This is a genomic window from Geobacillus stearothermophilus ATCC 12980, assembly GCF_030369615.1.
GTDB classification, from domain to species: Bacteria; Bacillota; Bacilli; order Bacillales; family Anoxybacillaceae; genus Geobacillus; species Geobacillus stearothermophilus.
In genome coordinates this window covers 1,932,881-1,956,824 of the sequence record NZ_CP128494.1, presented here as the reverse complement: position 1 = coordinate 1,956,824, position 23,944 = coordinate 1,932,881, and the positions used below count along the sequence as shown (strand labels likewise).

Annotated in this window: 24 protein-coding genes; 21 read left to right on the top strand and 3 right to left on the bottom strand. The window is 54.8% G+C overall.

Annotated features, from left to right (window positions below):
* The first annotated feature begins 100 nt into the window (after nt 1–100).
* From QSJ10_RS10635 to QSJ10_RS10625, 3 genes are all read left to right on the top strand, one after another.
* Entirely contained in the window at nt 101–724 is a 624-nt protein-coding gene (locus QSJ10_RS10635) for a helix-hairpin-helix domain-containing protein (protein ID WP_033014716.1), read from the top strand.
* Between the two features lie 129 nt (nt 725–853).
* Complete coding sequence (locus QSJ10_RS10630; RefSeq protein WP_033009609.1) at nt 854–1,321, top strand: ComE operon protein 2; 468 nt, start codon at nt 854–856, stop codon at nt 1,319–1,321.
* On the top strand, nt 1,318–3,567 hold the full coding sequence (locus QSJ10_RS10625; protein ID WP_053532205.1) for a DNA internalization-related competence protein ComEC/Rec2: 2,250 nt from the start codon (nt 1,318–1,320) through the stop codon (nt 3,565–3,567). The genes QSJ10_RS10630 and QSJ10_RS10625 overlap by 4 nt, the downstream gene beginning before the upstream one ends.
* A 71-nt stretch (nt 3,568–3,638) precedes the next feature.
* Here the strand turns inward: QSJ10_RS10625 and QSJ10_RS10620 are convergent, their stop codons facing one another.
* On the bottom strand, nt 3,639–3,773 hold the full coding sequence (locus QSJ10_RS10620; RefSeq protein ID WP_033014714.1) for a YqzM family protein: 135 nt from the start codon (nt 3,771–3,773) through the stop codon (nt 3,639–3,641).
* Between the two features lie 284 nt (nt 3,774–4,057).
* Here QSJ10_RS10620 and holA point away from each other — a divergent pair, with 284 nt between their 5' ends.
* Nucleotides 4,058–5,095 (top strand): DNA polymerase III subunit delta, encoded by a 1,038-nt coding sequence (gene holA / locus QSJ10_RS10615; RefSeq protein WP_049626360.1) that lies wholly within the window; start codon nt 4,058–4,060, stop codon nt 5,093–5,095.
* 105 nt (nt 5,096–5,200) lie between these two features.
* On the opposite strand, the gene rpsT is transcribed toward holA, so the two are convergent.
* On the bottom strand, nt 5,201–5,470 hold the full coding sequence (gene rpsT, locus QSJ10_RS10610; protein WP_033014711.1) for a 30S ribosomal protein S20: 270 nt from the start codon (nt 5,468–5,470) through the stop codon (nt 5,201–5,203).
* Between the two features lie 172 nt (nt 5,471–5,642).
* Here rpsT and gpr point away from each other — a divergent pair, with 172 nt between their 5' ends.
* The 13 genes from gpr (at nt 5,643) to deoC (ending at nt 20,615) form a co-directional block, all read left to right on the top strand.
* Nucleotides 5,643–6,764 carry a GPR endopeptidase gene (gpr, locus tag QSJ10_RS10605; RefSeq protein ID WP_053532204.1) on the top strand — a complete coding sequence of 374 codons (1,122 nt, stop codon included), beginning with the start codon at nt 5,643–5,645 and terminating at the stop codon, nt 6,762–6,764.
* A 74-nt stretch (nt 6,765–6,838) separates the two neighbouring features.
* Nucleotides 6,839–8,038, top strand: a complete 1,200-nt coding sequence (gene spoIIP / locus QSJ10_RS10600) for a stage II sporulation protein P (protein ID WP_053532203.1) — start codon at nt 6,839–6,841, stop codon at nt 8,036–8,038.
* Nucleotides 8,039–8,053: 15 nt separating this feature from the next.
* A complete protein-coding gene (locus QSJ10_RS10595) occupies nt 8,054–8,392 on the top strand; it encodes a DUF3679 domain-containing protein (RefSeq protein WP_033009625.1) in 339 nt (112 codons plus the stop codon).
* Nucleotides 8,393–8,536: 144 nt separating this feature from the next.
* The gene (lepA, locus tag QSJ10_RS10590) at nt 8,537–10,366 is read left to right on the top strand and encodes a translation elongation factor 4 (RefSeq protein ID WP_053532202.1); all 1,830 of its coding nucleotides are present in this window, start codon (nt 8,537–8,539) and stop codon (nt 10,364–10,366) included.
* Between the two features lie 107 nt (nt 10,367–10,473).
* The gene (gene hemW / locus QSJ10_RS10585) at nt 10,474–11,613 is read left to right on the top strand and encodes a radical SAM family heme chaperone HemW (RefSeq protein WP_033009628.1); all 1,140 of its coding nucleotides are present in this window, start codon (nt 10,474–10,476) and stop codon (nt 11,611–11,613) included.
* A gap of 83 nt (nt 11,614–11,696) precedes the next feature.
* Entirely contained in the window at nt 11,697–12,731 is a 1,035-nt protein-coding gene (hrcA, locus tag QSJ10_RS10580) for a heat-inducible transcriptional repressor HrcA (protein ID WP_047818719.1), read from the top strand.
* A gap of 97 nt (nt 12,732–12,828) precedes the next feature.
* Nucleotides 12,829–13,500, top strand: coding sequence for a nucleotide exchange factor GrpE (gene grpE / locus QSJ10_RS10575; protein ID WP_033014705.1), 672 nt, complete (start codon nt 12,829–12,831; stop codon nt 13,498–13,500).
* 22 nt (nt 13,501–13,522) lie between these two features.
* Nucleotides 13,523–15,343 carry a molecular chaperone DnaK gene (gene dnaK, locus QSJ10_RS10570; protein ID WP_033009632.1) on the top strand — a complete coding sequence of 607 codons (1,821 nt, stop codon included), beginning with the start codon at nt 13,523–13,525 and terminating at the stop codon, nt 15,341–15,343.
* 129 nt (nt 15,344–15,472) lie between these two features.
* Nucleotides 15,473–16,621, top strand: a complete 1,149-nt coding sequence (gene dnaJ, locus QSJ10_RS10565) for a molecular chaperone DnaJ (protein ID WP_033014701.1) — start codon at nt 15,473–15,475, stop codon at nt 16,619–16,621.
* A gap of 5 nt (nt 16,622–16,626) precedes the next feature.
* On the top strand, nt 16,627–17,565 hold the full coding sequence (prmA, locus tag QSJ10_RS10560) for a 50S ribosomal protein L11 methyltransferase (protein ID WP_033009663.1): 939 nt from the start codon (nt 16,627–16,629) through the stop codon (nt 17,563–17,565).
* A gap of 18 nt (nt 17,566–17,583) precedes the next feature.
* Nucleotides 17,584–18,360 (top strand): 16S rRNA (uracil(1498)-N(3))-methyltransferase, encoded by a 777-nt coding sequence (locus QSJ10_RS10555; RefSeq protein ID WP_033014699.1) that lies wholly within the window; start codon nt 17,584–17,586, stop codon nt 18,358–18,360.
* Nucleotides 18,361–18,427: 67 nt separating this feature from the next.
* The gene (gene mtaB, locus QSJ10_RS10550) at nt 18,428–19,777 is read left to right on the top strand and encodes a tRNA (N(6)-L-threonylcarbamoyladenosine(37)-C(2))-methylthiotransferase MtaB (protein ID WP_033014697.1); all 1,350 of its coding nucleotides are present in this window, start codon (nt 18,428–18,430) and stop codon (nt 19,775–19,777) included.
* Between the two features lie 166 nt (nt 19,778–19,943).
* On the top strand, nt 19,944–20,615 hold the full coding sequence (gene deoC, locus QSJ10_RS10545; RefSeq protein ID WP_033009639.1) for a deoxyribose-phosphate aldolase: 672 nt from the start codon (nt 19,944–19,946) through the stop codon (nt 20,613–20,615).
* Here deoC and QSJ10_RS10540 read toward each other — a convergent pair.
* The gene (locus QSJ10_RS10540; protein WP_033014693.1) at nt 20,612–21,547 is read right to left on the bottom strand and encodes a Na/Pi symporter; all 936 of its coding nucleotides are present in this window, start codon (nt 21,545–21,547) and stop codon (nt 20,612–20,614) included. The two genes, deoC and QSJ10_RS10540, sit on opposite strands and share 4 nt — an antisense overlap.
* A gap of 164 nt (nt 21,548–21,711) precedes the next feature.
* Here QSJ10_RS10540 and rpsU point away from each other — a divergent pair, with 164 nt between their 5' ends.
* From rpsU to yqfD, 4 genes are all read left to right on the top strand, one after another.
* On the top strand, nt 21,712–21,885 hold the full coding sequence (gene rpsU, locus QSJ10_RS10535) for a 30S ribosomal protein S21 (protein ID WP_008879912.1): 174 nt from the start codon (nt 21,712–21,714) through the stop codon (nt 21,883–21,885).
* Nucleotides 21,886–21,914: 29 nt separating this feature from the next.
* The gene (locus tag QSJ10_RS10530; protein ID WP_033009641.1) at nt 21,915–22,361 is read left to right on the top strand and encodes a GatB/YqeY domain-containing protein; all 447 of its coding nucleotides are present in this window, start codon (nt 21,915–21,917) and stop codon (nt 22,359–22,361) included.
* 105 nt (nt 22,362–22,466) lie between these two features.
* Nucleotides 22,467–22,760 (top strand): sporulation protein YqfC, encoded by a 294-nt coding sequence (gene yqfC / locus QSJ10_RS10525; protein WP_033014691.1) that lies wholly within the window; start codon nt 22,467–22,469, stop codon nt 22,758–22,760.
* The gene (gene yqfD, locus QSJ10_RS10520; RefSeq protein WP_049626365.1) at nt 22,757–23,944 is read left to right on the top strand and encodes a sporulation protein YqfD; all 1,188 of its coding nucleotides are present in this window, start codon (nt 22,757–22,759) and stop codon (nt 23,942–23,944) included. The genes yqfC and yqfD overlap by 4 nt, the downstream gene beginning before the upstream one ends.

Below are 23,944 nucleotides of genomic sequence, written 5' to 3'. Positions count from 1 at the left end.
TGTGTCCCCCCTCCCGGTTTTGGTTCACCGGAAATCTCTTTTTTGATATGTATGAGAAAAAGGCTCGGTTTATGACTTGAGATGGAAAGGATGGGATCGTATGTGGGAGCATGTGCAGGAGCTTGGCAAACGGTATGGAAAAGTCGGGATGTTCTTGTTGTTTGCCGCGGCGGCGGGGTTATGGGTGTTTCATCATCCGACGGATGAAAAGGGGCAAGTCGTTTTGCCGGCGGCGGCTGAAACGGATGCCGCCCGGACGGAAGAAAAAAAGAACGAGGCGTCAAAAACCGCTGTGGTGGATGTGAAAGGGGCGGTCGCGAACCCCGGAGTGTATGAGGTGGCGGCGGACGCTCGCGTTCGCGATGCCATCGCCCTAGCTGGCGGATTGACGGATGAGGCGGATGAAACGAAAGTCAATTTGGCAGCAAAAGTGCATGATGAAATGATGATTTACGTGCCGAAAAAAGGCGAGGATGCACCGGCGTCAAATGCCGTCAGCAAGTCTCCAAGCGATGGGGATCGAAACGGGATGCAAGTGGCCATCAATACGGCGACGGAAGAGGAGTTGATGCAGCTTCCCGGCATCGGACCGGCGAAGGCAAACGCGATCATCGCCTATCGTGAAGAACACGGGCCGTTTCGGCGGGTGGAGGATTTGTTGAATGTGACTGGAATTGGTGAAAAGACGCTGGAGAAATTGAAGCCGTATTTGCTTGTTCCGTAAGCGAGGCGGGGGAGGGCAATGCTTCTTAATTTATGGCGGATCAAGGCTGCTGTGGACGTTTTTCGGCGTTGACGGGGGCAAGAGGCAGTGGGTAGACTAAAAGCATGGACACGAGCGGAGGGATAGAAAATGGAACGCATCACATGGGATCAATACTTTATGGCGCAAAGCCATTTGCTTGCGCTGCGCAGCACGTGCACGAGGCTCGCCGTCGGAGCGACGATCGTGCGCGATAAGCGCATCATCGCCGGCGGGTACAACGGGTCGATCGCCGGCGGCGCCCATTGCATTGATGAGGGGTGCTACGTCATTGACGGTCATTGTGTGCGGACGATTCACGCCGAAATGAACGCGATTTTGCAATGCGCCAAGTTCGGCGTCCCGACCGAGGGGGCGGAGATGTATGTCACTCATTTTCCGTGCTTGCATTGCTGCAAGGCGATCATTCAAAGCGGCATCCGCGCGGTCTATTACGCCCAAGACTACAAAAACCACCCGTACGCCTTGGAGCTGTTTGCTCAAGCTGGCGTCCGTCTCGTGCAAGTGCCGCTGAAAATGGATGTGTTCGCCTTGCTTTCCGGCGGTGGGGAATCATGAAAGGACAAGCCGTCTATCCCGCTGCGGCGGCGCTTTTGGCCGTCGCGGCGGCCTCGCCGTCCCCAACCGCCTGTCTTCTCCTCGTTGTGTATCTCCTTCTTCTTTTCATCCGCCGGCCGCACTGTTTCCTTCCTTCTCTCGTTGCCGCTCTCTCCTTTTTTGCCTATTTTCTCATCGTTGACTATCATAACAACACTTCCCTTTCCGGCGGCCGACATTCGCTTTCCGTTCGTTTTTCCGCCGCGCCGGCAATTGACGGTGATCGATTGCAGGCGGCGGTGCAAGCTGGCAAGGAGCGGGTGCAACTCCGTTACATCATTCGGACGGCTGCGGAAAAAGAGACGCTGCAAGCGCACCTGGTGCCTGGAACGGTATGCCGCGTCACCGGAACGCTTGAGCGCCCGATGCCAGCTGGTAATCCGTATGCGTTTGATTACCGACTTTATTTGCGCCGCCACCGCATTCATTGGCTCTTTCTCCCTGAGGCGATCGATCTCTCTGCTTGCATGCGCGTCCGTCCCACTATCATCGAACGTCTTGAAGCCATTCGCGAGGCTGGCGTCCGCCGCATTGAAGCCCGGTTTCCGCCGGAAGCGGCTGGCATCGCCGCTGCACTGATTTATGGGGAGCAGCGCACCCTTGATGAGTCGGTCCTTGAAGGGTATCAGCAGCTCGGTCTCATCCATCTGCTAGCCATTTCAGGAGGGCATGTCACGCTGCTGATTGGCGCTGGTTTTGCCGGTGCGATTCGCTTCGTGACGAGGGAAGCCGTGCTGGCAGGGCTGTTGGCGTTTTTGCCTGTGTACGCCGTTCTCGCTGGCGCTTCGCCGTCGGTGCTGCGCGCTTGTGCGACTGGGATGATGGTGTTGGCCGTTCAGTGGAAAAAAGGAAGGATCCATCCGCTGGATGCGTTGAGTTGGACAACGCTTGCCTTGCTCGTCTTTGATCCCTATATGGTTTGGGATGTCGGTTTTCAGCTGTCGTTTCTTGTCACATTTGCTCTTCTTGCCCATGTGTCGGTGCTCGCCTCTGCTCGTTCGATGCTCCAAAACTTGCTTCAGACCGCGCTCGCCGCTCAGCTTGCCGCACTGCCGATTTTGCTTTACCATTTTTATGAAATTTCTGTTTGGAGCATAGGGCTGAATGTCTTCTTCGTCCCTTGGTATTCATTTGTCATTTTGCCACTCGCGTTTCTATCTGCAGTTTTTCCCTTTTCTCCGTTCATTTGGCTGTTTAGCCGTCTCATTGAGCTGACAGACGCGGTTGTCTATTTTTTCGCGGCCGATCACCCGTTTATGCTTGTGCTCGGACGTCCGGGTCCGTGGTGCTTAGCTGGCTATCTGACGGCCATCACGGCGACGTTTTTGGATTGGGAACGCGGCCGCCTGATCCGCGGATTGACAGCGGTGGCGGCGGCGACGGCGCTTCAGCTGGCCGCCCCATACGTGGATCCGCACGGGGAAGTGACGGTATTGGATGTTGGGCAGGGGGACTGTATTTATATTGAGCTTCCTTATCGAAAAGCAGTTTATCTCATTGACACGGGCGGGGCGGCAGAATGGGGAAAGGAATCGTGGCGCAGGCGGGCTCACCCGTTTTCCGTCGGCCGCGATGTCGTCGTCCCGTTTTTAAAAGCGCAAGGGGTGCGAACGATCGATAAGCTCATATTGACGCACGATGATGCCGACCATATCGGGTCCGCTCCTGAGGTGTTCGAAGCGGTCAAGGTGAAGGAAATGGTCACAAGCCCGGGGGCGCTGCCGCGCGTCCAAAAGATGGCGCGCCCGTTTTCCGGGCCGGTCCGCACCGCTGTGCGGGGAGAAAGATGGACAGATGGAGGCGTGCAGTTCATTGTGCTCCACCCAGAAAAAGGCAACAACGAGGACAACAACGGTTCGCTTGTGTTGCTCGCCCGTCTCGGCGGCTTGATATGGCTGTTTGCTGGGGACATCGAAGAAGAGGCGGAACAGGCGCTCATCGATGCTTATCCGACGCTGCGTGCCGATGTATTGAAAGTCGCCCACCACGGCAGCAAAACGTCGACAACAGAGCCGTTTTTGCGGACAATCAAGCCGCAAGCGGCCATCATTTCCGTCGGGCGCTACAATCGCTACGGGCATCCGTCCTCCGAGGTGCTTATGCGGCTTAGGCAACAGCGGGCGATCGTTTGGCGGACGGATGAAAACGGAGCTATTCGCTATGTGTATGGCGAAAACGGTGGAACCTTTCAGGTGATGAAACCATAAGATGTAGTGCACAAAAAAAGCGGAACGTTTCAGCCAAAACAAAAAATAAGGATTGCTTATGTAAGCAATCCTTATCGACCGAAAAATTCGATCAACGTTGCGATGATGAACATGGTAGCGAAAAAGCCGAACGACACGATGAATCCGACGGCGGAATCGACGGCGTCATTTCGTTGGTTTTGCACTTCCTTTTCAAATACGTTCATCGTTTTCCCCCTCCTCGTTCAATCATTTTTAGTATAGACGAAAACGTGTGAAAAATCTACCGCCGCTCGCTTCTTTTCCTTCCTTGACAACAGTTGACACAAATACTTTCAAACAGCCGGGAAAACATAAAAATAACCCGCTGGCCAATAAGGTCCTAGGACTTATAGGCTGGCGTTTATATAAAGGGGAACCGGTTTTTTCGGAAGCCGGTTCCCTTGTAAAATGACGAAAAACGGTGTATCTTTTCTAGCAGAGACGTTTGCTAGGGAATGGAGACGGGAACATGCTGGAACGCGTATGGGGAAACATGGAAAAACGGCGTTTTTCTCTTCTTTATTTATTATACGGCAATGAGCCGTTTTTATTAACGGAAACGTATGAGCGATTGGTGAACGCAGCGCTTGGCCCCGAGGAGCGCGAGTGGAACTTGGCTGTGTACGACTGCGAGGAAACGCCGGTCGAGGCGGCGCTTGAGGAGGCCGAGACGGTGCCGTTTTTCGGCGAGCGGCGCGTCATTTTGGTGAAGAATCCATATTTTTTTACGGCGGAAAAGGACAAAGAGATCGAGCACGATTTGGCTAAGCTGGAGAACTATTTCAGGGCGCCGGCGCCGTTCTCGATCGTCGTCTTTTTGGCGCCGTATGACAAGCTCGATGAGCGGAAAAGAATTACCAAGCTCGCCAAGGAGCAGTGCGAAGTTGTGGCCGCCGCCCCGCTTCAGGAAGCGGAGCTGCGCGCTTGGGTGCGCCGCCGGTTGGAAAGCCAAGGAGCATCGGTGGCCGAGGAAGCCATTGAGCTGCTTTTGCAGCGGGCCGGAACGCGGTTGTCCGCGCTGGCGAACGAAATCGACAAGCTCGCTTTGTTTGCCGGACCGGGCGGAGTAGTGGATGAGGCGGCCGTCGAGCAGCTTGTCGCTCGCACGCCGGAAGAAAACGTCTTTGCGCTTGTCGAACAAGTGGCGAGGCGCGATATCCCGGGAGCATTGCAGACGTTTTACGATTTGCTTGAACATAATGAGGAGCCGATCAAAATTTTGGCGTTGCTTGCAAGCCATTTCCGCCTGTTGGCGCAAGTGAAATGGCTCGCCCAAACAGGTTATGGGCAGACGCAAATCGCTTCGGCCCTCAACGTGCATCCGTTCCGCGTCAAGCTCGCCCTTGCCCAAGCCGCCCGCTTTTCCGATGCGGAGCTGACGGAAGCGATCACCGAGCTGGCCGCCGCTGATTATGACGTAAAAAGCGGAGCCATGGACCGCCGGTTGGCCGTTGAGCTGTTGTTGATGCGTTGGGGCGCTCGCCCGGGGCGGAAAAGCCAGCGATAAAAAGCATGCGCCGTTGGCTTTTTTGCCGTCTGCTTCGCCTGCATGGCGGCGTCACAAAGAAAAAAGAGGGGACAAAAAAACGACCTGGCGCCAGGTCGTTTTTCATTAGGAAGCTTGAATGCTGTTCAATTTTTTCGCTAAGCGCGATTTTTGCCGGCTGGCGGCATTTTTATGGATAAGGCCTTTGCTCGCGGCTTTGTCTAATTTTTTCGACGCGACAATGAACGCTTCTTTCGCTTTTTCCACGTCTTTCAATTCAACGAGCGCTTCAAATTTTTTGATAGCCGTGCGCATGGCCGATTTCATCGAGGCGTTGTGGGCCCGACGTTTTTCGCTCGTTTTCGCGCGTTTGATCGCCGATCTAATGTTCGCCACGTCCGTTCACCTCCGTTATCGTTCCGATTTTTCCTCTGAACAAGAACAAGTGTTATTCTATCAAACGTGTTTTGATTATGCAAGAGTGTTCAAGCAAAAATCCTTTACGAAATATGAATGACGGCGTTTCATTGCGGCGACAATAAAAGAAAACGGCACAAGGAGGAACGACATGAAACAGCAGCCGCTCGATTTGCGCATGTATTCGGTGCGCACCGACTTGGCGATCGAGGCGCATGAAATTGCGGTCGAGGAGCGTTTGCAACAAAAAAAGGAAGGCGCCTCCCCGATTGAGGGGGTCATCATCCGCGACCAAGAGATCGATGGCGTCAAGCTGTCGCACGCACACGTCACAGAACAAGGAGCGGCATCGATCGGCAAAAAGCCGGGCCATTATGTGACGATTGAGGCGCAAGGCATCCGTGAACAAAATACGGAATTGCAGCAAAAAGTGCAGCGTATTTTTTCGGAACAACTGAGCGCCTTTTTACAACGGCTCCGCATTCCCGAGCAAGCGAGCTGCCTAATTGTCGGGCTTGGCAACCAAAACGTCACGCCGGATGCGCTTGGGCCGCTGACGGTGGAAAACGTGCTTGTCACCCGTCATCTGTTTCAATTGCAGCCGGAAAGTGTTGAGGAAGGATTTCGCCCGGTGAGCGCCCTCGCTCCAGGGGTGATGGGAACGACCGGCATTGAGACGAGCGATATTATTGATGGCGTCGTCCGGAAAACGAAGCCGGATTTTGTCATCGTCATCGATGCGCTGGCCGCCCGTTCAATCGAACGGGTCAACGCGACGATCCAAATTTCCGACACCGGCATCCACCCCGGCTCGGGCGTTGGCAATAAGCGGAAAGAACTGAGTTACGAGACGCTCGGCATCCCGGTCATCTCGATCGGCGTCCCGACGGTCGTCGATGCCGTTTCGATCACAAGCGATACGATCGATTTCATTTTAAAGCATTTCGGCCGCGAAATGCGCGAAAGCCAGCGGCCGTCAAGCGCGCTGGCTCCGGCCGGCTGGGCGTTCGGGCGCAAAAAGAAGCTGACGGAGCAAGATATGCCGTCGCCAACCGAACGGTCGACGTTTCTCGGCATGATCGGCACGCTTGGTGATGAAGAAAAGCGGCGTCTGATTTACGAAGTGCTCGCCCCGCTCGGTCATAACTTAATGGTGACGCCAAAAGAGGTCGATTCGTTCATCGGCGATATGGCGAACTTACTGGCCGGCGGCTTGAACGCGGCGCTGCACTGGCAGGTTGACCAAGGCAACGTCGGCTCTTACACCCACTAGACAAAAAACGGTTCTATCTTTCCCGGCTTGGCCATACGTTAAAGTGAGGAGACAAGCCGGGAAAGGGTGGGAATATGAAACGATGGCGCTCCCCCAACGTCGTGATCGCCGTTCCAGGAGCCAGCTTAAAAAAACTGTTTATGCTCATCATCCTTGGATGCATGATGATGTTTATGCTCGTCGGAGCGCTTACGTCGCTGCGGCCCGAATACCGTCCGTCGTCATCATCGCTGAACGATATGGCCGCCCATTTTCCGGAGGAGATGTTCATTCGCCTGTTTGGGCTCGAAAACCGGTATTTTCTCCAAATGCTTCCAAAAGAGCGGCAACAGACGAACTATTCATCGCTGTTGTTCCGCTTGGCGACAAGCATCAACCCCGACGATCCGCGCAGCTTGCTCGGCAGCGAGCTACCGGGCTTTGCCTTGTATGACAGCAAAATTTTAATCGCCGGAGAAGGGACCGACTACACGAACATCCCGTATGAGTCGGCGCCGCCGCTGGAAGTGATGTTTGCCGAGCGGCAGGCGTCGGTCGAGGAGCTTGAGCAAGCCGAGCAAACCCAAGACGAAAAAGCGCTCCCTCCCCCGAAGCAAACGACGCAAGGCCGAAAAGTCGTCTATATTTACCATACACATACGCGCGAGTCGTATTTGCCGGCTTTAAAAGGCGTAACCGATCCAAATTTGGCGTTTCATCGGAGCGTGAATGTGACCAAAGTCGGGGAGAAATTGATGGAAGAATTGGAGAAGAGGGGCATCGGCGCGCAAGTGAACAAAACCGACATCGAAGCGGAGCTGTTGAAAAAAGGAATGCCATACACACAGGCGTATAACATGTCGCGGCAGACGGTCGTGGCAGCGATGAAGCAAAACCGTGACTTGCAATATTTTATTGACATTCACCGCGATGCGCGTCGCCGGAAGTATACGACCACGACGATCAACGGTGTTGATTACGCGCGCGTGGCGTTTATCATCGGCGGTGAGAACGCGGAATACGAAAAAAACTTGCAGCTGGCGACCGAGCTGCACCATTTGCTGCAGAAGAAATACCCGGGGTTGAGCCGCGGGGTCATTAAGAAGCAAGGAGCAGGAACCAATGGGAAATTTAACCAAGATTTATCCGGGAACGCCATTTTAGTGGAGTTTGGCGGCGTCGACAATACGTTCGCCGAGCTGTTCCGTTCGGCTACGGCCTTTGCCGATGTGTTCAGCGAGTATTATTGGCAGGCGGAAAAAGTCGAGGCGCCGGCTCCGGCGGAGAAAAAGTAAAAAGGGGCATCGCATATGGCAAGATGGTTCATCCGGTTTAGCGCAGCGCTTTTCCTCTTGTTTTTTGGCGTGCTGCTCGGCATGCAGCAGGCGCACCGCGGTATTGAGAAGATGCGCGGCTATGCGGATCCGTCGCTTCCCGCCGTCATTGATCTCGAGAAAAACGGAAACGGGGAGATTGAGGCAGCCGTGTTCGGGCAGACAGTGGCGGCGGGCGATTTGCAGAAAAAACAAGAAGTGGTTCGGGAACTGAAAACGTTCAACCTCTTTTCTGAACTCGGCCGGCGGCTGGCCGATGGCGCAACCGCGCTTGTGGAAACGTTGCTGTCATTCGCTGGGCGGGCCGTCGACTAAATCGGTCCGCCGCTTTCGGCGCGGCGCCGGCAGACGATTTACCGCCTCGTATGGGCGGCTTTTTTGTTTGTCATTGAATCTTCTCTCCTCTGTTGCTATAATCAAAGCTAGTGTAGTTTTGCGAAAAAGCAGGAGTGAGAGACGATGAACCGGGAAGAACGGTTGAAACGGCAGGAACGGATTCGCAACTTTTCCATTATCGCTCACATTGACCACGGAAAATCGACGCTTGCGGACCGCATTTTGGAAAAAACAGGCGCGCTGTCGGAGCGCGAGTTGCGCGAGCAGACGTTGGACATGATGGATCTTGAGCGCGAGCGCGGCATTACGATCAAATTGAATGCGGTCCAGTTGACATACAAAGCGAAAAATGGCGAGGAGTATATTTTCCATTTGATCGATACGCCGGGCCATGTCGATTTTACGTACGAAGTGTCGCGCAGCTTGGCCGCCTGCGAGGGAGCGATTTTGGTCGTCGATGCGGCGCAAGGCATCGAAGCGCAGACGCTTGCAAATGTGTATTTAGCGATCGATAACAACTTGGAAATTTTTCCTGTTATTAACAAAATTGATTTGCCAAGCGCCGAACCGGAGCGCGTCCGCCAAGAAATCGAGGACGTCATCGGCCTCGATGCGTCTGAAGCCGTGCTCGCTTCAGCGAAAGTCGGCATCGGCATTGAAGAAATCTTGGAACAAATCGTGGAGAAAATTCCCGCTCCGTCGGGCGATCCAGACGCGCCGCTGAAAGCGCTCATTTTCGACTCGCTTTACGACCCGTACCGCGGCGTTGTCGCGTATGTCCGCATTGTTGACGGGACGGTGAAGCCGGGCCAGCGCATTAAAATGATGTCGACCGGCAAAGAATTTGAAGTGACCGAAGTCGGCGTCTTTACGCCGAAACAAAAAATCGTCGACGAGCTCACGGTCGGCGATGTCGGCTATTTGACAGCGTCCATTAAAAATGTCAAAGATACGCGTGTCGGCGATACGATCACCGACGCCGAACGGCCGGCCGCCGAGCCGCTCCCCGGCTACCGGAAGCTCAACCCGATGGTGTTTTGCGGCATGTATCCGATCGATACGGCGCGCTACAATGACTTGCGCGAGGCGCTCGAGAAGCTGCAATTGAACGATGCGGCGCTCCACTTTGAGCCGGAAACGTCGCAGGCGCTTGGGTTCGGCTTCCGCTGTGGGTTTCTCGGCTTGCTGCATATGGAAATCATTCAAGAGCGGATTGAGCGCGAGTTTCATATCGACTTAATTACGACGGCTCCGAGCGTCGTCTACAAAGTTCATTTGACCGATGGCACCGAAGTTTCGGTCGACAATCCGACGAACATGCCGGATCCACAGAAAATCGACCGCATCGAAGAGCCGTATGTGAAGGCGACGATCATGGTGCCGAACGACTACGTCGGGCCGGTCATGGAGCTGTGCCAAGGAAAGCGCGGCACGTTCGTTGATATGCAATATTTGGACGAAAAGCGGGTCATGCTGATTTATGACATTCCGCTGTCGGAAATCGTGTACGACTTTTTTGACGCCTTAAAGTCGAACACGAAAGGGTACGCGTCATTCGACTATGAGTTGATCGGCTATCGGCCGTCCAATCTTGTCAAAATGGACATTTTGTTGAATGGCGAAAAAATTGACGCTTTGTCGTTTATCGTCCATCGCGAGGCGGCGTACGAACGCGGCAAAGTGATCGTGGAAAAACTGAAAGACTTAATTCCGCGCCAGCAGTTTGAGGTGCCGGTGCAAGCCGCCATCGGCAACAAAATCATCGCCCGCTCGACGATCAAGGCGCTGCGCAAAAACGTGCTCGCCAAATGTTACGGCGGCGACGTGTCACGGAAGCGGAAGCTGCTCGAGAAGCAAAAGGAAGGAAAAAAACGGATGAAACAAATCGGCTCGGTCGAAGTGCCGCAAGAAGCGTTTATGGCTGTCTTGAAAATCGACGACCAGAAAAAATGACGGGCAAGGCTGTCTCCTTCGGGGATGGCCTTGTTTGTTTATCGCCATGCGACGCTGACGGGAAGATGAGGGACGGCAGTCCGGCTGCAGCCGAAGGGAGGATGACGATGGCAACATCAGCATATTTTCACATTCCGTTTTGCGCCCATATTTGCCATTATTGCGATTTTAACAAAGTGTTTGCTGCCGGTCAGCCGATTGACGACTATTTGCGGGCGATGGACAAGGAAATGGCGCGGACGGCGGCCGAGTTCGGCAACCGTCTTGAGACGCTGTTTATCGGCGGCGGCACGCCGACGGTGCTGGAGCCGGCGCAGCTTGGGCGCTTGCTTGAGAGCATTCACCGCCATTTTCAGTTTGATCCGCAAACGGCTGAATTTACGGTTGAGGCGAACCCGGATGGGCTGACGAAAGAAAAACTCGCCGTTCTCCGCGAAGCCGGGGTCAATCGGTTGAGCCTTGGGGTGCAGACGTTTGATGACCGGCTTCTGCAAGCGATCGGCCGCACGCACCGGCGCGGGGATATCGTGCAGGCGGTAGAGCGGGCGAGGGAGGCCGGGTTTGCCAACATCAGCCTCGATCTGATGTACGGGCTTCCCGGGCAGACGCTTGAGCAGTTTCTCGCCGATTTGGACGCCGCGTTTTCGCTTCACGTTCCGCACCTCTCCGCCTATTCGCTTATCCTTGAGCCGAAAACGATCTTTTACAACGAGTGGCGCAAGGGCCGACTCCATCTCCCGGGAGAAGAGGCGGAAGCGGCCATGTACGAAGCGGCGATGGAGCGAACCGAAGCGTGCGGCTACCAACAGTATGAAATCAGCAATTACGCGTTTCCGGGGTTTGAAAGCCGTCACAACCTCACTTATTGGAACAACGAAGAGTATTACGGCATCGGCGCCGGGGCGCACAGCTATATCGGCGGGGTGCGGCGCGCCAATATCGGTCCGGTCCGCCATTACATCGCCAAGGTGGACAACGGCGAATGGCCGCACCGCGATGTGCACCGGTTGACGCTTCAAGAGCAAATGGAAGAGGAAATGTTTTTAGGGTTGCGCAAAACGGAAGGAGTGTCGAAAGCTCGCTTCCGGCAAAAGTTTGGCCGCGATATGCACGATATCTTCGGCAAGGCGATCCGCGCCGAAGTGGAAAACGGGCGCTTGGAAGAAACGGAGACCCACGTCCGCTTGACAAAGCGCGGCAAGCTGCTCGGCAACGAAGTGTTCGCCGCCTTTCTCGGCGAAATGTAAAGATTGACATTTGCCGGGCGATTTGTTACCCTAGTAATAGATTTAGCACTCGAATTGATCGAGTGCTAATAGAGGTGAGAAACGTGTTAACGGACCGCCAACTGCTGATTTTGCAGGTGATTATCGACGATTTCATTCGTTCCGGGCAGCCGGTCGGTTCGCGGACGTTATCGAAAAAGCACCAAATTGCGTTCAGTTCAGCGACGATTCGCAATGAAATGGCGGATTTGGAAGAGCTCGGCTACATTGAAAAAACGCACATTTCCTCTGGCCGCGTGCCGTCGGAAAAAGGGTATCGGTACTACGTCGACCATCTGCTGCCGCCGCAGCGGCTGACAAGAGCCGATATTCAGAAAATCCGCTCCGTGTTTGCCGAACGCATCTATGAGCTCGAGAAGCTGATGCAAAAGTCGGCGCAAATTTTATCCGACTTGACGAACTACACGTCGATCGCCCTCGGTCCGGCGTTTAAAGAAAGCAAACTGAAGCGAATGCAAATCGTTCCGCTCAACGAGCAGACGGCTGTGGCCATCGTTGTGACCGATACCGGCCATGTCGAAAACCGGGTCGTGACGATTCCGCCATCGGTCAACGCCGGCGACCTTGAAAAGATGGTCAACATTTTGAACGGGCGGCTCAGCGGCGTTCCGCTCATCGATTTAAAAGAAAAAATCAAGACGGAAGTGGCCGATGTGCTGCGCCGGCACATCCGCAATTATGACAGCCTGCTCAATATGCTGATCGACACGCTCGATCTTCCTGAAGAGGAGAAAATGTTTTTCGCCGGCACAGCCAACATGCTCAATCAGCCGGAATTCAGCGACATTGAAAAAGTGCGCCCGCTTCTGAACATCATTGAGCAGGAAAAAGACATTTACCGTCTGCTTCGCAAGCAAAGCCAAAAAGGGGTGCAGGTGTCGATCGGCCGGGAAAATGAATTGCACGGCATGGAAAACTGCAGCCTCATTACGGCGACATACTCGGTCGGCGAGGAGCCGCTCGGAACGATCGCGATTCTCGGGCCGACGCGCATGGAGTATTCGCGCGTCATCACGGTGCTGAACCGCGTCGCTTCCGATTTGTCGGCCGCGCTGACGAAATGGTATCAAAATCAGTAACAATGGCCATATTGGTTAACGGATGGATTCGCCAATCCATCCGTTCCTTGTGGCCATTGATACATAGAATGACGAGCCCGAAGGGGAGGTGAAGGCAATGGAACAAGGGGACAAACGTGCTGGTCAAGCTACATACAACGAGCCGGAGATGGAACAGCCGGCATCGGCGGAAGAGGCAGGCGTGCCACCGGAAGGCGAAAGGGACGACGCTAGGCAAAACGATGCCGCCGGGCAAGGCGATGGGAAGCCGGCGGAGGCTTCAGCGGGGGCCGAACCTGCCGGGGAGGAGCGCGCCGAGACAGAGGAGCTGGCTGCCGCCAAAGCGCAAGTAGCGGAGCTGGAAGCGAAGCTGGCTGAGATGGAACACCGCTATCTCCGTCTGTATGCCGATTTTGAAAACTTCCGCCGCCGGACGCGCCAAGAGCTGGAAGCGGCTGAAAAATACCGCGCCCAAAGTTTGGCGAGCGATTTGCTTCCGGTGCTCGACAACTTTGAGCGCGCGTTGAAAATAGAGACGGAAAACGAGCAGGCAAAATCGATTTTGCAAGGAATGGAGATGGTGTATCGCTCGCTTTTGGACGCCTTGAAAAAAGAAGGCGTCGAGGCGATTGAGGCGGTCGGAAAACCGTTTGACCCCCATCTGCATCAGGCGGTCATGCAGACGGACGAAGATGGCTATGAGCCGAATACAGTCGTCGAAGAGCTGCAAAAAGGCTACAAGCTGAAAGACCGCATTCTCCGTCCTGCGATGGTCAAAGTCAGCCAATAACGGAAATGGAGGGTGATGAGCGATGAGTAAAATTATCGGCATTGACTTAGGAACAACGAACTCTTGCGTCGCCGTGCTCGAAGGCGGCGAGGCGAAAGTCATCCCGAACCCGGAAGGAAACCGCACGACCCCATCGGTTGTGGCGTTCAAAAACGGGGAGCGCTTAGTGGGCGAAGTCGCCAAACGGCAGGCGATCACGAACCCGAACACGATCATCTCGATCAAGCGCCATATGGGCACGGACTACAAAGTGGAGATTGAAGGAAAGCAATATACGCCGCAAGAAATTTCAGCCATCATTTTGCAATATTTGAAATCGTACGCCGAAGACTACTTGGGCGAACCGGTGACGCGGGCGGTCATTACGGTGCCGGCCTATTTCAACGACGCGCAGCGCCAAGCGACGAAAGACGCCGGCCGCATCGCCGGGCTTGAAGTCGAGCGCATCATCAACGAGCCGACAGCAGCAGCGCTTGCTTACGGCCTCGACAAAGAAGAGGATCAAACGATTCTCGTCTATGACTTGGGCGGCGGAACGTTTGACGTTTCGATTTTGGAGCTTGGCGACGGCGTCTTTGAAGTGAAAGCGACCGCCGGCGACAACCATTTGGGCGGCGACGATTTCGACCAAGTGATCATCGATTATTTGGTCAATCAGTTCAAACAAGAGCACGGCATCGATTTGTCCAAAGACAAAATGGCGCTTCAGCGCTTGAAAGATGCGGCTGAAAAGGCGAAAAAAGAACTGTCGGGCGTGACGCAGACGCAAATTTCGCTGCCGTTTATCAGCGCCAATGAAAACGGTCCGCTTCACTTGGAAACGACGCTCACGCGGGCGAAGTTTGAAGAACTGTCCGCCCACCTCGTTGAACGGACGATGGGGCCGGTTCGCCAGGCGCTGCAAGATGCCGGCTTGACGCCTGCCGATATTGACAAAGTCATTTTGGTTGGCGGTTCGACCCGCATTCCAGCTGTCCAGGAAGCGATTAAGCGCGAGCTTGGCAAAGAGCCGCATAAAGGCGTCAATCCGGACGAAGTCGTGGCGATCGGCGCCGCGATCCAAGGCGGGGTCATTGCCGGCGAAGTGAAAGATGTCGTCTTGCTTGACGTCACACCGCTGTCGCTCGGCATTGAGACGATGGGCGGCGTATTTACGAAATTGATCGAGCGGAACACGACCATTCCGACAAGCAAGTCGCAAGTGTTCACAACAGCCGCCGACAACCAAACGACAGTAGACATTCATGTGCTGCAAGGGGAGCGTCCGATGGCGGCGGACAACAAAACGCTCGGCCGCTTCCAGCTGACTGGGATTCCGCCGGCGCCGCGCGGCGTGCCGCAAATTGAAGTGACGTTTGACATTGACGCCAACGGCATCGTCCATGTGCGCGCGAAAGACTTGGGGACGAACAAAGAACAGTCGATCACGATCAAATCGTCGTCCGGCCTGTCGGAAGAAGAAATCCAGCGCATGATCAAAGAGGCGGAAGAAAACGCCGAAGCCGACCGGAAGCGGAAAGAGGCTGCCGAACTGCGCAATGAAGCGGACCAGCTTATTTTCACGACAGAAAAAACGTTAAAAGAAGTCGAAGGAAAAGTGAGCGCCGATGAGATCAAGAAAGCGCAAGAGGCAAAAGATGCGTTGAAGGCGGCGCTTGAGAAAAACGACATCGATGACATCCGCAAGAAAAAAGACGCGCTGCAGGAAGCGGTGCAGCAGCTGTCGATCAAGCTGTATGAGCAAGCGGCGAAACAGGCGCAAGACGCTGGAGCGCAAGCCGACGCGGCCAAACGGGACAACGTTGTTGATGCGGAATTTGAGGAAGTGAAGGATGACAAATAATGCTGCCGAAAGTCAAAGTCAGGCCTGCCTTGGCTTTGACTTTTTTTCTAGCATTCACATATTGCCATTAACCAAAGGGAAATGATAAAATAAAATTTATGTGAATGAATCGGGAGTGGATGATCAACGATGGCGAAGCGCGATTACTACGAAGTTCTCGGCGTCAGCAAAAACGCGACGAAAGACGAGATCAAAAAAGCGTACCGAAAGCTTTCGAAGCAGTATCATCCAGACATTAACAAAGCGCCGGACGCCGCGGAAAAGTTTAAAGAAATTAAAGAGGCGTACGAAGTATTGAGCGACGACGAAAAGCGGGCCCGCTACGACCGATTCGGCCATGCCGACCCGAACGAAGCGTTTGGCGGCGGCGGATTCCGAGGCGGAGGGTTTGATTTCGGCGGCTTTAGCGGCTTTGGCGGGTTTGAAGATATTTTTGAGACGTTTTTCGGCGGCGGGCCGCGCCAGCGGGCGAGCGGGCCGCGCAAAGGGGCCGATGTGGAATACATGATGACGCTCACATTTGAGGAAGCGGCATTTGGAAAAGAAACGGAAATTGAAGTGCCGCGCGAAGAGACGTGCGAAACGTGCCATGGCAGCGGCGCCAAACCGGGCACAAGCCCCCAGCCGTGCTCACGTTGCGGCGGCAGCGGGCAAATCACGAGCGAGCAGGCGACGCCGTTTGGCCGCATCATCAACCGTCGGACATGTCCGACATGTGGCGGGACGGGCCGGTACATTCCGGAAAAATGTCCGACATGCGGCGGGACGGGCCGCGTCAAGCAACGGAAAAAGATTCATGTCAAAATCCCGGCCGGCGTCGACGACGGCCAGCAGCTGCGTGTCGCCGGCCAAGGGGAGCCAGGGGTCAACGGCGGGCCGCCGGGGGACTTGTACATCATTTTCCGAGTGGAGCCGCATGAATTTTTCGAGCGCGACGGGCTCGACATTTATTGTGAAGTGCCGCTTTCCTTTGCTCAAGCGGCGCTCGGCGATGAGATTGAGGTGCCGACGCTCTATGGCGATGTGAAGTTGAAAATTCCGGCCGGCACGCAAACGGGCACGCGCTTCCGCCTGAGAGGGAAAGGAGTGCCAAACGTGCGCGGCTATGGACAGGGGGATCAGCACGTCATCGTCCGCGTCGTGACGCCGACAAAGCTGACGGAAAAACAAAAGCAACTGCTGCGCGAGTTTGACCGGCTTGGTGGGGAGACGATGCACGACGGGCCGCACGGCCGTTTTTTTGAGAAAGTCAAAAAGGCGTTTAAAGGAGAAGCGTGAGCGCGATGAAATGGTCGGAAATCAGCATTCATACGACGCACGAGGCGGTCGAGGCGATTTCGAACATTTTGCATGAGGCCGGCGCCGGCGGCGTGGTCATTGAAGATCCGTACGATCTTGTGAAAGACCGCGATGACTGGTACGGGGAAATCGTCGAACTCAATCCGGACGATTATCCGGAAGAAGGCGTCATCATTAAGGCGTATTTGCCGGTCAACAGCTTTCTTGGCGAAACAGTCGAACAAATTAAACAAGCGATTAACAATTTATGGCTATATGATATTGACCTTGGAAAAAATAAGATTACATTGAGCGAAGTGAATGAGGAAGAGTGGGCGACGGCGTGGAAAAAGCATTATCATCCGGTGAAAGTGTCGGAGAAGTTTACGATCGTGCCGACGTGGGAAACGTATGAGCCGGTTTCCGATGATGAGTTGATCATTGAAATGGATCCGGGCATGGCGTTTGGCACCGGCACCCACCCGACGACGGTCATGTGCCTGCAGGCGCTCGAAAAATATGTGCGCCCCGGCGATGCGGTCATTGACGTCGGCACCGGCTCCGGCATTTTAAGCATCGCTGCGGCGATGCTCGGCGCCCGGTCGGTGCGGGCGTTCGATTTGGATCCGGTCGCAGTCGACAGCGCACGGCTGAACGTCAAGCTCAATAAAGTGCAGTCGGTCGTTACGGTGGCGCAAAACAATTTGCTTGACCATGTCGATGAGCCGGCTGATGTGATTGTCGCCAACATTTTGGCGGAAATCATTTTGCGTTTTGCCTCCGACGCTTTCCGGCTGCTGAAGCCGGGCGGCCGCTTCATCACCTCCGGCATCATCCAGGCGAAAAAGCAGGACGTCAAAGACGGGCTGCTGGCGGCTGGGTTTGTCATTGAGGAAGTGAACGTGATGGAAGATTGGGTCGCGTTAGTCGCCATCAAGTCGTAAACAAAGAAGGGATGTTCGTTGCAGCGATATTTCGTTTCCGAACGGGAGCGCCGAGGCGAAGTCGTCACGATCAGCGGCGCTGACGCGCACCATATCGCCCGCGTCATGCGCATGAAGCCGGGGGATGCGATCGCTTGCGTCTTTCCGGACGGGCGCACGGCTGTATGCAGCATTGAACAAATTGCCAGTGATCATGTGCGCGCCCGTATTGTACAATGGAAGGAAGAGGGACGCGAATTGCCGGTGCGCATTTATATCGCCCAGGGGCTGCCGAAAGGCGAAAAGTGGGAGTTTGTCATCCAAAAAGGGACGGAGCTTGGCGCCGCCGGCTTTCTGCCGTTTTTCGCCGCCCGTTCGGTCGTCAAATGGGACATGAAGAAAGCGGAGAAAAAAGTGGAACGGTGGAAAAAAATTGCGAAAGAGGCGGCCGAACAGGCGGAACGCACGTCATTGCCCGAGGTGCGAGCGCCGCTTTCGCTGGACGCGCTGCTTGCTTTTGGCGAAACGGTGGATCAACGTCTATTCGCCTATGAAGAAGAAGGGCGCGGGGGACGGCACGGTTCGCTGCCGGCGCTGCTTGCCGGCCTCAAGCCCGGCGGCACGCTGCTAGCCGTGTTCGGACCTGAGGGTGGATTTAGCCCTGAGGAGGCAAAGCGGCTCCGACAAGGCGGCTTTTTGCCGTGCAGCCTTGGCCCGCGCATTTTGCGCACGGAAACGGCGCCGCTTTATCTGCTTGCCGCGGCTTCCTATGAATGGGAGCTGCGCGCGCCAGATTGGGAGGCGGCGCAACAGTAATCAACGGTTTGAACAAATTCAGTCATGCTGCTAGCTCAGCGGCATGGCCTGCAGTGAGGTGAACAACATGCCAACAGTGGCTTTCCATACATTAGGCTGCAAAGTCAATCATTACGAAACAGAGGCGATTTGGCAGCTGTTTAAAAAGGCCGGCTACGAACGGACGGAGTTTGAGAGCCGCGCCGATGTGTATGTGATCAACACGTGCACAGTGACGAACACCGGCGACAAAAAAAGCCGCCAAGTCATCCGTCGTGCGGTGCGCCGCAATCCGGATGCCGTCGTCTGCGTGACCGGCTGCTATGCGCAAACATCGCCGGCGGAAGTGATGGCGATTCCGGGCGTCGATATTGTCATCGGCACGCAAGACCGGCATAAAATTTTGGACTACGTTGAGCAGTTTCAGCGCGAGCGCCAGCCGATCAACGCGGTCCATAACATTATGAAAACGCGCGTGTTTGAGGAAATGGATGTGCCGTCGTTCACCGACCGGACGCGGGCATCGTTGAAAATTCAAGAAGGGTGCAACAACTTTTGCACGTTTTGCATCATCCCGTGGGCGCGCGGCTTGATGCGTTCGCGCAATCCAAAAGAAATCATCCGCCAGGCGCGCCAGCTTGTCGCCGCCGGCTATAAGGAAATCGTGTTGACCGGCATTCATACGGGCGGCTACGGCACCGATCTAAAAGACTATAACTTCGCGGCGCTGCTGCGCGATTTGGATGAGCAAGTGCCGGGGCTGAAACGGATTCGCATTTCGTCGATTGAGGCGAGCCAAATTACCGATGAAGTGATCGATGTGTTGCAGCGTTCGGACAAAATCGTTCGCCATTTGCACATTCCGCTTCAATCCGGGTCGAACACGGTGCTCAAGCGGATGCGCCGCAAATATACGGTGGAATTTTTCGCCGAGCGGCTTGCCCGCCTGCGGGAAGTGTTCCCGGAACTCGCCGTAACGTCCGATGTCATCGTCGGTTTTCCGGGTGAAACGGAAGAGGAATTTATGGAAACGTACCACTTTATCCGCGAGCAGCAGTTTTCCGAGCTGCACGTCTTTCCGTATTCGAAGCGGACTGGCACACCGGCGGCGCGCATGCCGGACCAAGTGGACGAAGAGACGAAACATGACCGCGTCCGCCGACTCATTGCCCTATCTGATCAGCTGGCGAAAGAATACGCGTCGCGATTTGAAGGGCACGTGCTCGAAGTCATTCCAGAAGAGCAAGACAAAGATCATCCGGGCATGTATATCGGCTATACGGACAACTATTTGAAAGTCCGTTTCCCGGGGACAGAAGAGATGGTCGGCGAACTCGTGAAAGTAAAAATCACGAAAGCCGGCTACCCGTACAACGAAGGTGAGTTTGTCCGCATTGTGCCGGATGGGGCAGCTCATCCCGTAAAGTTAAGCTCATAACCTGATATGGAGAGACAAGCACAGACACCCCAGCCTCGGCTGGGGTTTTTTCTTCTTTTTCTCGGGAACTATACAGATGACGGCTAGTTTTTGCCTCGCAGACATGGTATGATGGTAGACGTCAGACCTTCTATCTTTTTGCAGCGGCAGAAAGGGGCAAGTGTCCATGACAGTGAACATTGCGAACATGATCGACCATACGCTGCTCAAGCCGGAGGCAACGGAAGAGCAAATCGTTCAATTATGCGCGGAGGCGAAACAGTACGGGTTTGCCTCAGTATGCGTCAACCCGTCGTGGGTGAAAACGGCGGCGCGGGAACTTTCCGGCACGGATGTCCGCGTCTGCACGGTCATCGGCTTTCCGCTTGGGGCGACAACGCCGGAAACGAAAGCGTTTGAAACGAAAAACGCCATCGAAAACGGCGCACGCGAAGTCGATATGGTCATCAACATCGGCGCCTTAAAAAGCGGAGCCGACGACTGGGTGGAGCGCGATATTCGCGCCGTCGTCGAAGCGGCAGCCGGAAAAGCACTCGTGAAAGTAATTATTGAAACGGCGCTTTTGACGGATGATGAAAAAGTGCGCGCTTGCCAATTGGCGGTGAAAGCGGGCGCTGACTATGTGAAAACATCGACTGGGTTCTCAGGCGGCGGCGCGACGGTTGAAGACGTCGCGCTGATGCGAAAAACGGTCGGCGACAATGTGGGCGTCAAAGCTTCAGGAGGCGTTCGCGACCGGAAAACAGCTGAGGCGATGATCGAGGCTGGGGCGACGCGCATCGGGACGAGCTCCGGGGTTGCCATCGTCAGCGGCCAAACTGGGCGCGCCGATTATTAAGCCCGCTTTTGGCCATGCAAACGCAAGATGGCCGTTTCGATGATGCCGACAAACGGCAACGCGGCGGCTGAACAAATGGTGTTAAACAAGACGCTCACATGGGCGAGCTGCACATCCGGCGCCGGGCTGAGCATGGCGGCAAAACGGGCGAACGGCTCCGTCCAGAAGGCAAAGACGGCAACGCCGGCGACGTTCAGCCATAAATGGGTATAAGCGGTCAGCTGGGCTTCTTTGCTTGAACCGATGGAGGCCAGCAGCCCGGTAATGCACGTGCCGATGTTGGCGCCAAGCAATATCGCGATGGCGGCTGGAAGCGTCAACAACTGTTCGTGTAAAAACCCCATGGCGATGCCGATCGTCGCCGCGCTCGAATGGACGAGGGCGGTCAAGGCAATGCCGACGAAGAGTCCGATGGCGGTCGAGCTGTTCGTTTGCTTGAGCCAGGCGTCAACAAGCGGGTAATCGGCGAGCGGCTTGGCGAGGCTGGAGAAGCCGTTCATGGCAAACAGCAAGGCGGCAAGGCCGACGGCGATCATCCCGATGCTGTAAACGAAGCGGCGGCGTCCTATGAAGACGAGAAGTGCGCCGCCGATGAGAAGCGGAATGGCGCCGTCGCCGATATCGAGTGTCATCAGCTCGGTTGTGACGGTTGAGCCGATGTTGCTGCCTAAAATGATGCCGATGGACTGGCGAAACGATAAATAGCCGGTGGCGACGAGGCCGATCGTCATCACCATGACCGCCGAGCTGCTTTGCACGAGGGCGGTTGCCGCCATCCCGGTGAGAAATCCTTGCCATGGCGCAGCGGTAAAGCGCATGAGCCATCGTTTCAACCGATGGCCGGATAATGCGTAAAACCCGGCCTTCATCATGAACATACCGATCAGAAAAATGGCGGTGTAAATGGCAAACAGCATCAAAAGCGGCCCCACGGGCGATCTCCCCTTTCATCCTATATGTATGGGCCTCGTCCGCGGACGATGACTGCTTTTTTCGGCGCCGGGATCGCGCTTTTTTATTGACCTTTTCTGCCGACATGTATTATAATTGACAAGTACAATATGCAATGGTTGTTGTTCGGAGGGAGGGAAGCAGGATGTCCAAAACGATCGTTCGCAAAAACGAGTCGATCGACGACGCTCTTCGTCGCTTTAAACGCGCCGTTTCGAAAACGGGTACTTTGCAAGAAGTGAGAAAGCGCGAATTTTATGAAAAACCAAGCGTCAGACGGAAGAAAAAATCTGAAGCGGCTAGAAAGCGCAAGCACTAAGAGCATGCATTAAAGAGGGTGTATAATCGGTGAGTCTTCTCGATCGTTTGAATGACGATATGAAGCAGGCGATGAAAAACAAGGAGAAAGAAAAGCTGTCTGTTCTCCGTATGCTGAAGGCGGCGCTGCAAAACGAGGCGATCAAGCTCGGCAAAAGCCCGCTTTCGGAAGACGAAGAGCTGACCGTTCTTTCTCGTGAACTGAAGCAGCGTAAAGACTCCCTCCGCGAATTTGAAAACGCTGGCCGTTCAGATCTTGTCGAAAAAGTAAAAACCGAAATTGACATCGTTCAGTCGTATATGCCGAAACCGCTGACAGAGGACGAACTTCGCGAACTGATCGAGCAGACGATCAAGGAAGTCGGGGCTTCGTCGAAGGCGGATATGGGAAAAGTGATGAGCGCCATCATGCCGAAAGTGAAAGGCAAAGCGGACGGTTCGCTCGTCAATAAATTGGTGCAACAACAGCTTTCATAAAACAAGCAATGGGCCTTGCCGGCAGGCGGGCCCGTTGTTTTTGAAAAGCGGTGCTAGAACCCCCTTTTGTCTCATACATATGAGATGAAAGGGGGGTCTTTTTGTATGGTGAAGAAATGGCGCCAGCAGATGAAGCGGTGGATGGCGGAAAAGCTCGAGCTTCCCGCCGATATCGTCATGGATCTGCCCCGCATCACGATGGTGGGGCACATACATATTTACATTGAAAACCACCGAGGGCTGCTCGCGTTCAGCGATAAAGAGCTCCGCCTTTTGCTGCAGAACGGGCAGCTGCTTGTCCGCGGCGAACAGTTTGTCATCAAAACGATTTTGCCGGAAGAAATTTTATTGGAGGGGAAAATCAGCCAAGTCGTTTATATAGAGGAGGACAAACGATGAAAAATGGATGGGTTGACACGTTAGCCGGCAGCGTGCGTGTCAAGGCGGAAGGAAAAGGGATCGAACGGCTGATCAACGCCTGCGTGCGCCAGGGCATCGCCGTATGGAATGTGAAAAATCATAGTCGGGAGACGGCGACATTTTTCATTAAGCTCAGCGATGTCAAGCGGTTTCGCCATATCGCCCGGCAAAGCGAGTGCAAGCTTTCGTTTGTCGGGAGAAGAGGGTTGCCGTTTTTTTGGCGACGGGCGCGGCGAAACAGCGGGTTTGGGCTCGGGCTGCTCCTTTTTGCGGCCATTGTATTTCTGCTGTCCAACGTTGTGTGGAGCATTGACATTGAAGGCGCCTCCCCCGAGACAGAACATCAAATCGTCCGCGAACTAAAACGGATGGGCGTCGAGCGCGGCGTGTTTCAATTTCTGCTCGATGACCCGGAAACGTTGCAAAGGAAACTGACCGAACGCATCCATGACATTACATGGGTCGGCGTCGAGTGGGAAGGGACGTTGCTGCATTTCCGCGTCGTGGAAAAAGAAATTCCGGAACCGAAAGAACCGATCCCCCCGCGCCATTTAGTCGCCAAAAAAGAGGCGGTGATCGCCGATTTGTTCGTTGAAGAAGGACAACCGCTCGTTTCCGTCAATGATTATGTACAAAAAGGTCAGCTTCTCGTTTCCGGCGTGATCGGCGCCGAGGGGAGAACGAAATTTGTACCGGCGACCGGAAAGGTGCTTGGCGAGACATGGTACAAGTCCACCGTTGTCCTGCCGCTTGAGACGACGTTTCATGTGTTGACCGGCGCGTTCGCCGAACGGCATTATATCGCAATGGGCCGCTTTTCCCTTCCAATCTGGGGGTGGGAGAAGCCGGCGTTCGCCCATACGGTCATCGAAACGAAAAAGCGGCCGTTTCGGTTTTGGAAATGGGACTTGCCGGTGTATTACGAGCGTGTTACGATTCGTGAAGCCGAGGAAGTGAAACGGAGCTATACGTGGGAAGAGGCGTTTGCAGAAGCGAAAAAGATCGCCCGCCGCGAGCTGCGGGCCAAGCTGCCGGAAGAGGCGGTCATTCGCGGCGAAAAAGTTTTGCATCAGACGAAAGAGAATGGTAAAGTAAGGGTAGAATTGCATTACGAAGTCATCGAAAATATTGCTGTACCACAACCCATCGTTCAAGGAGATTGA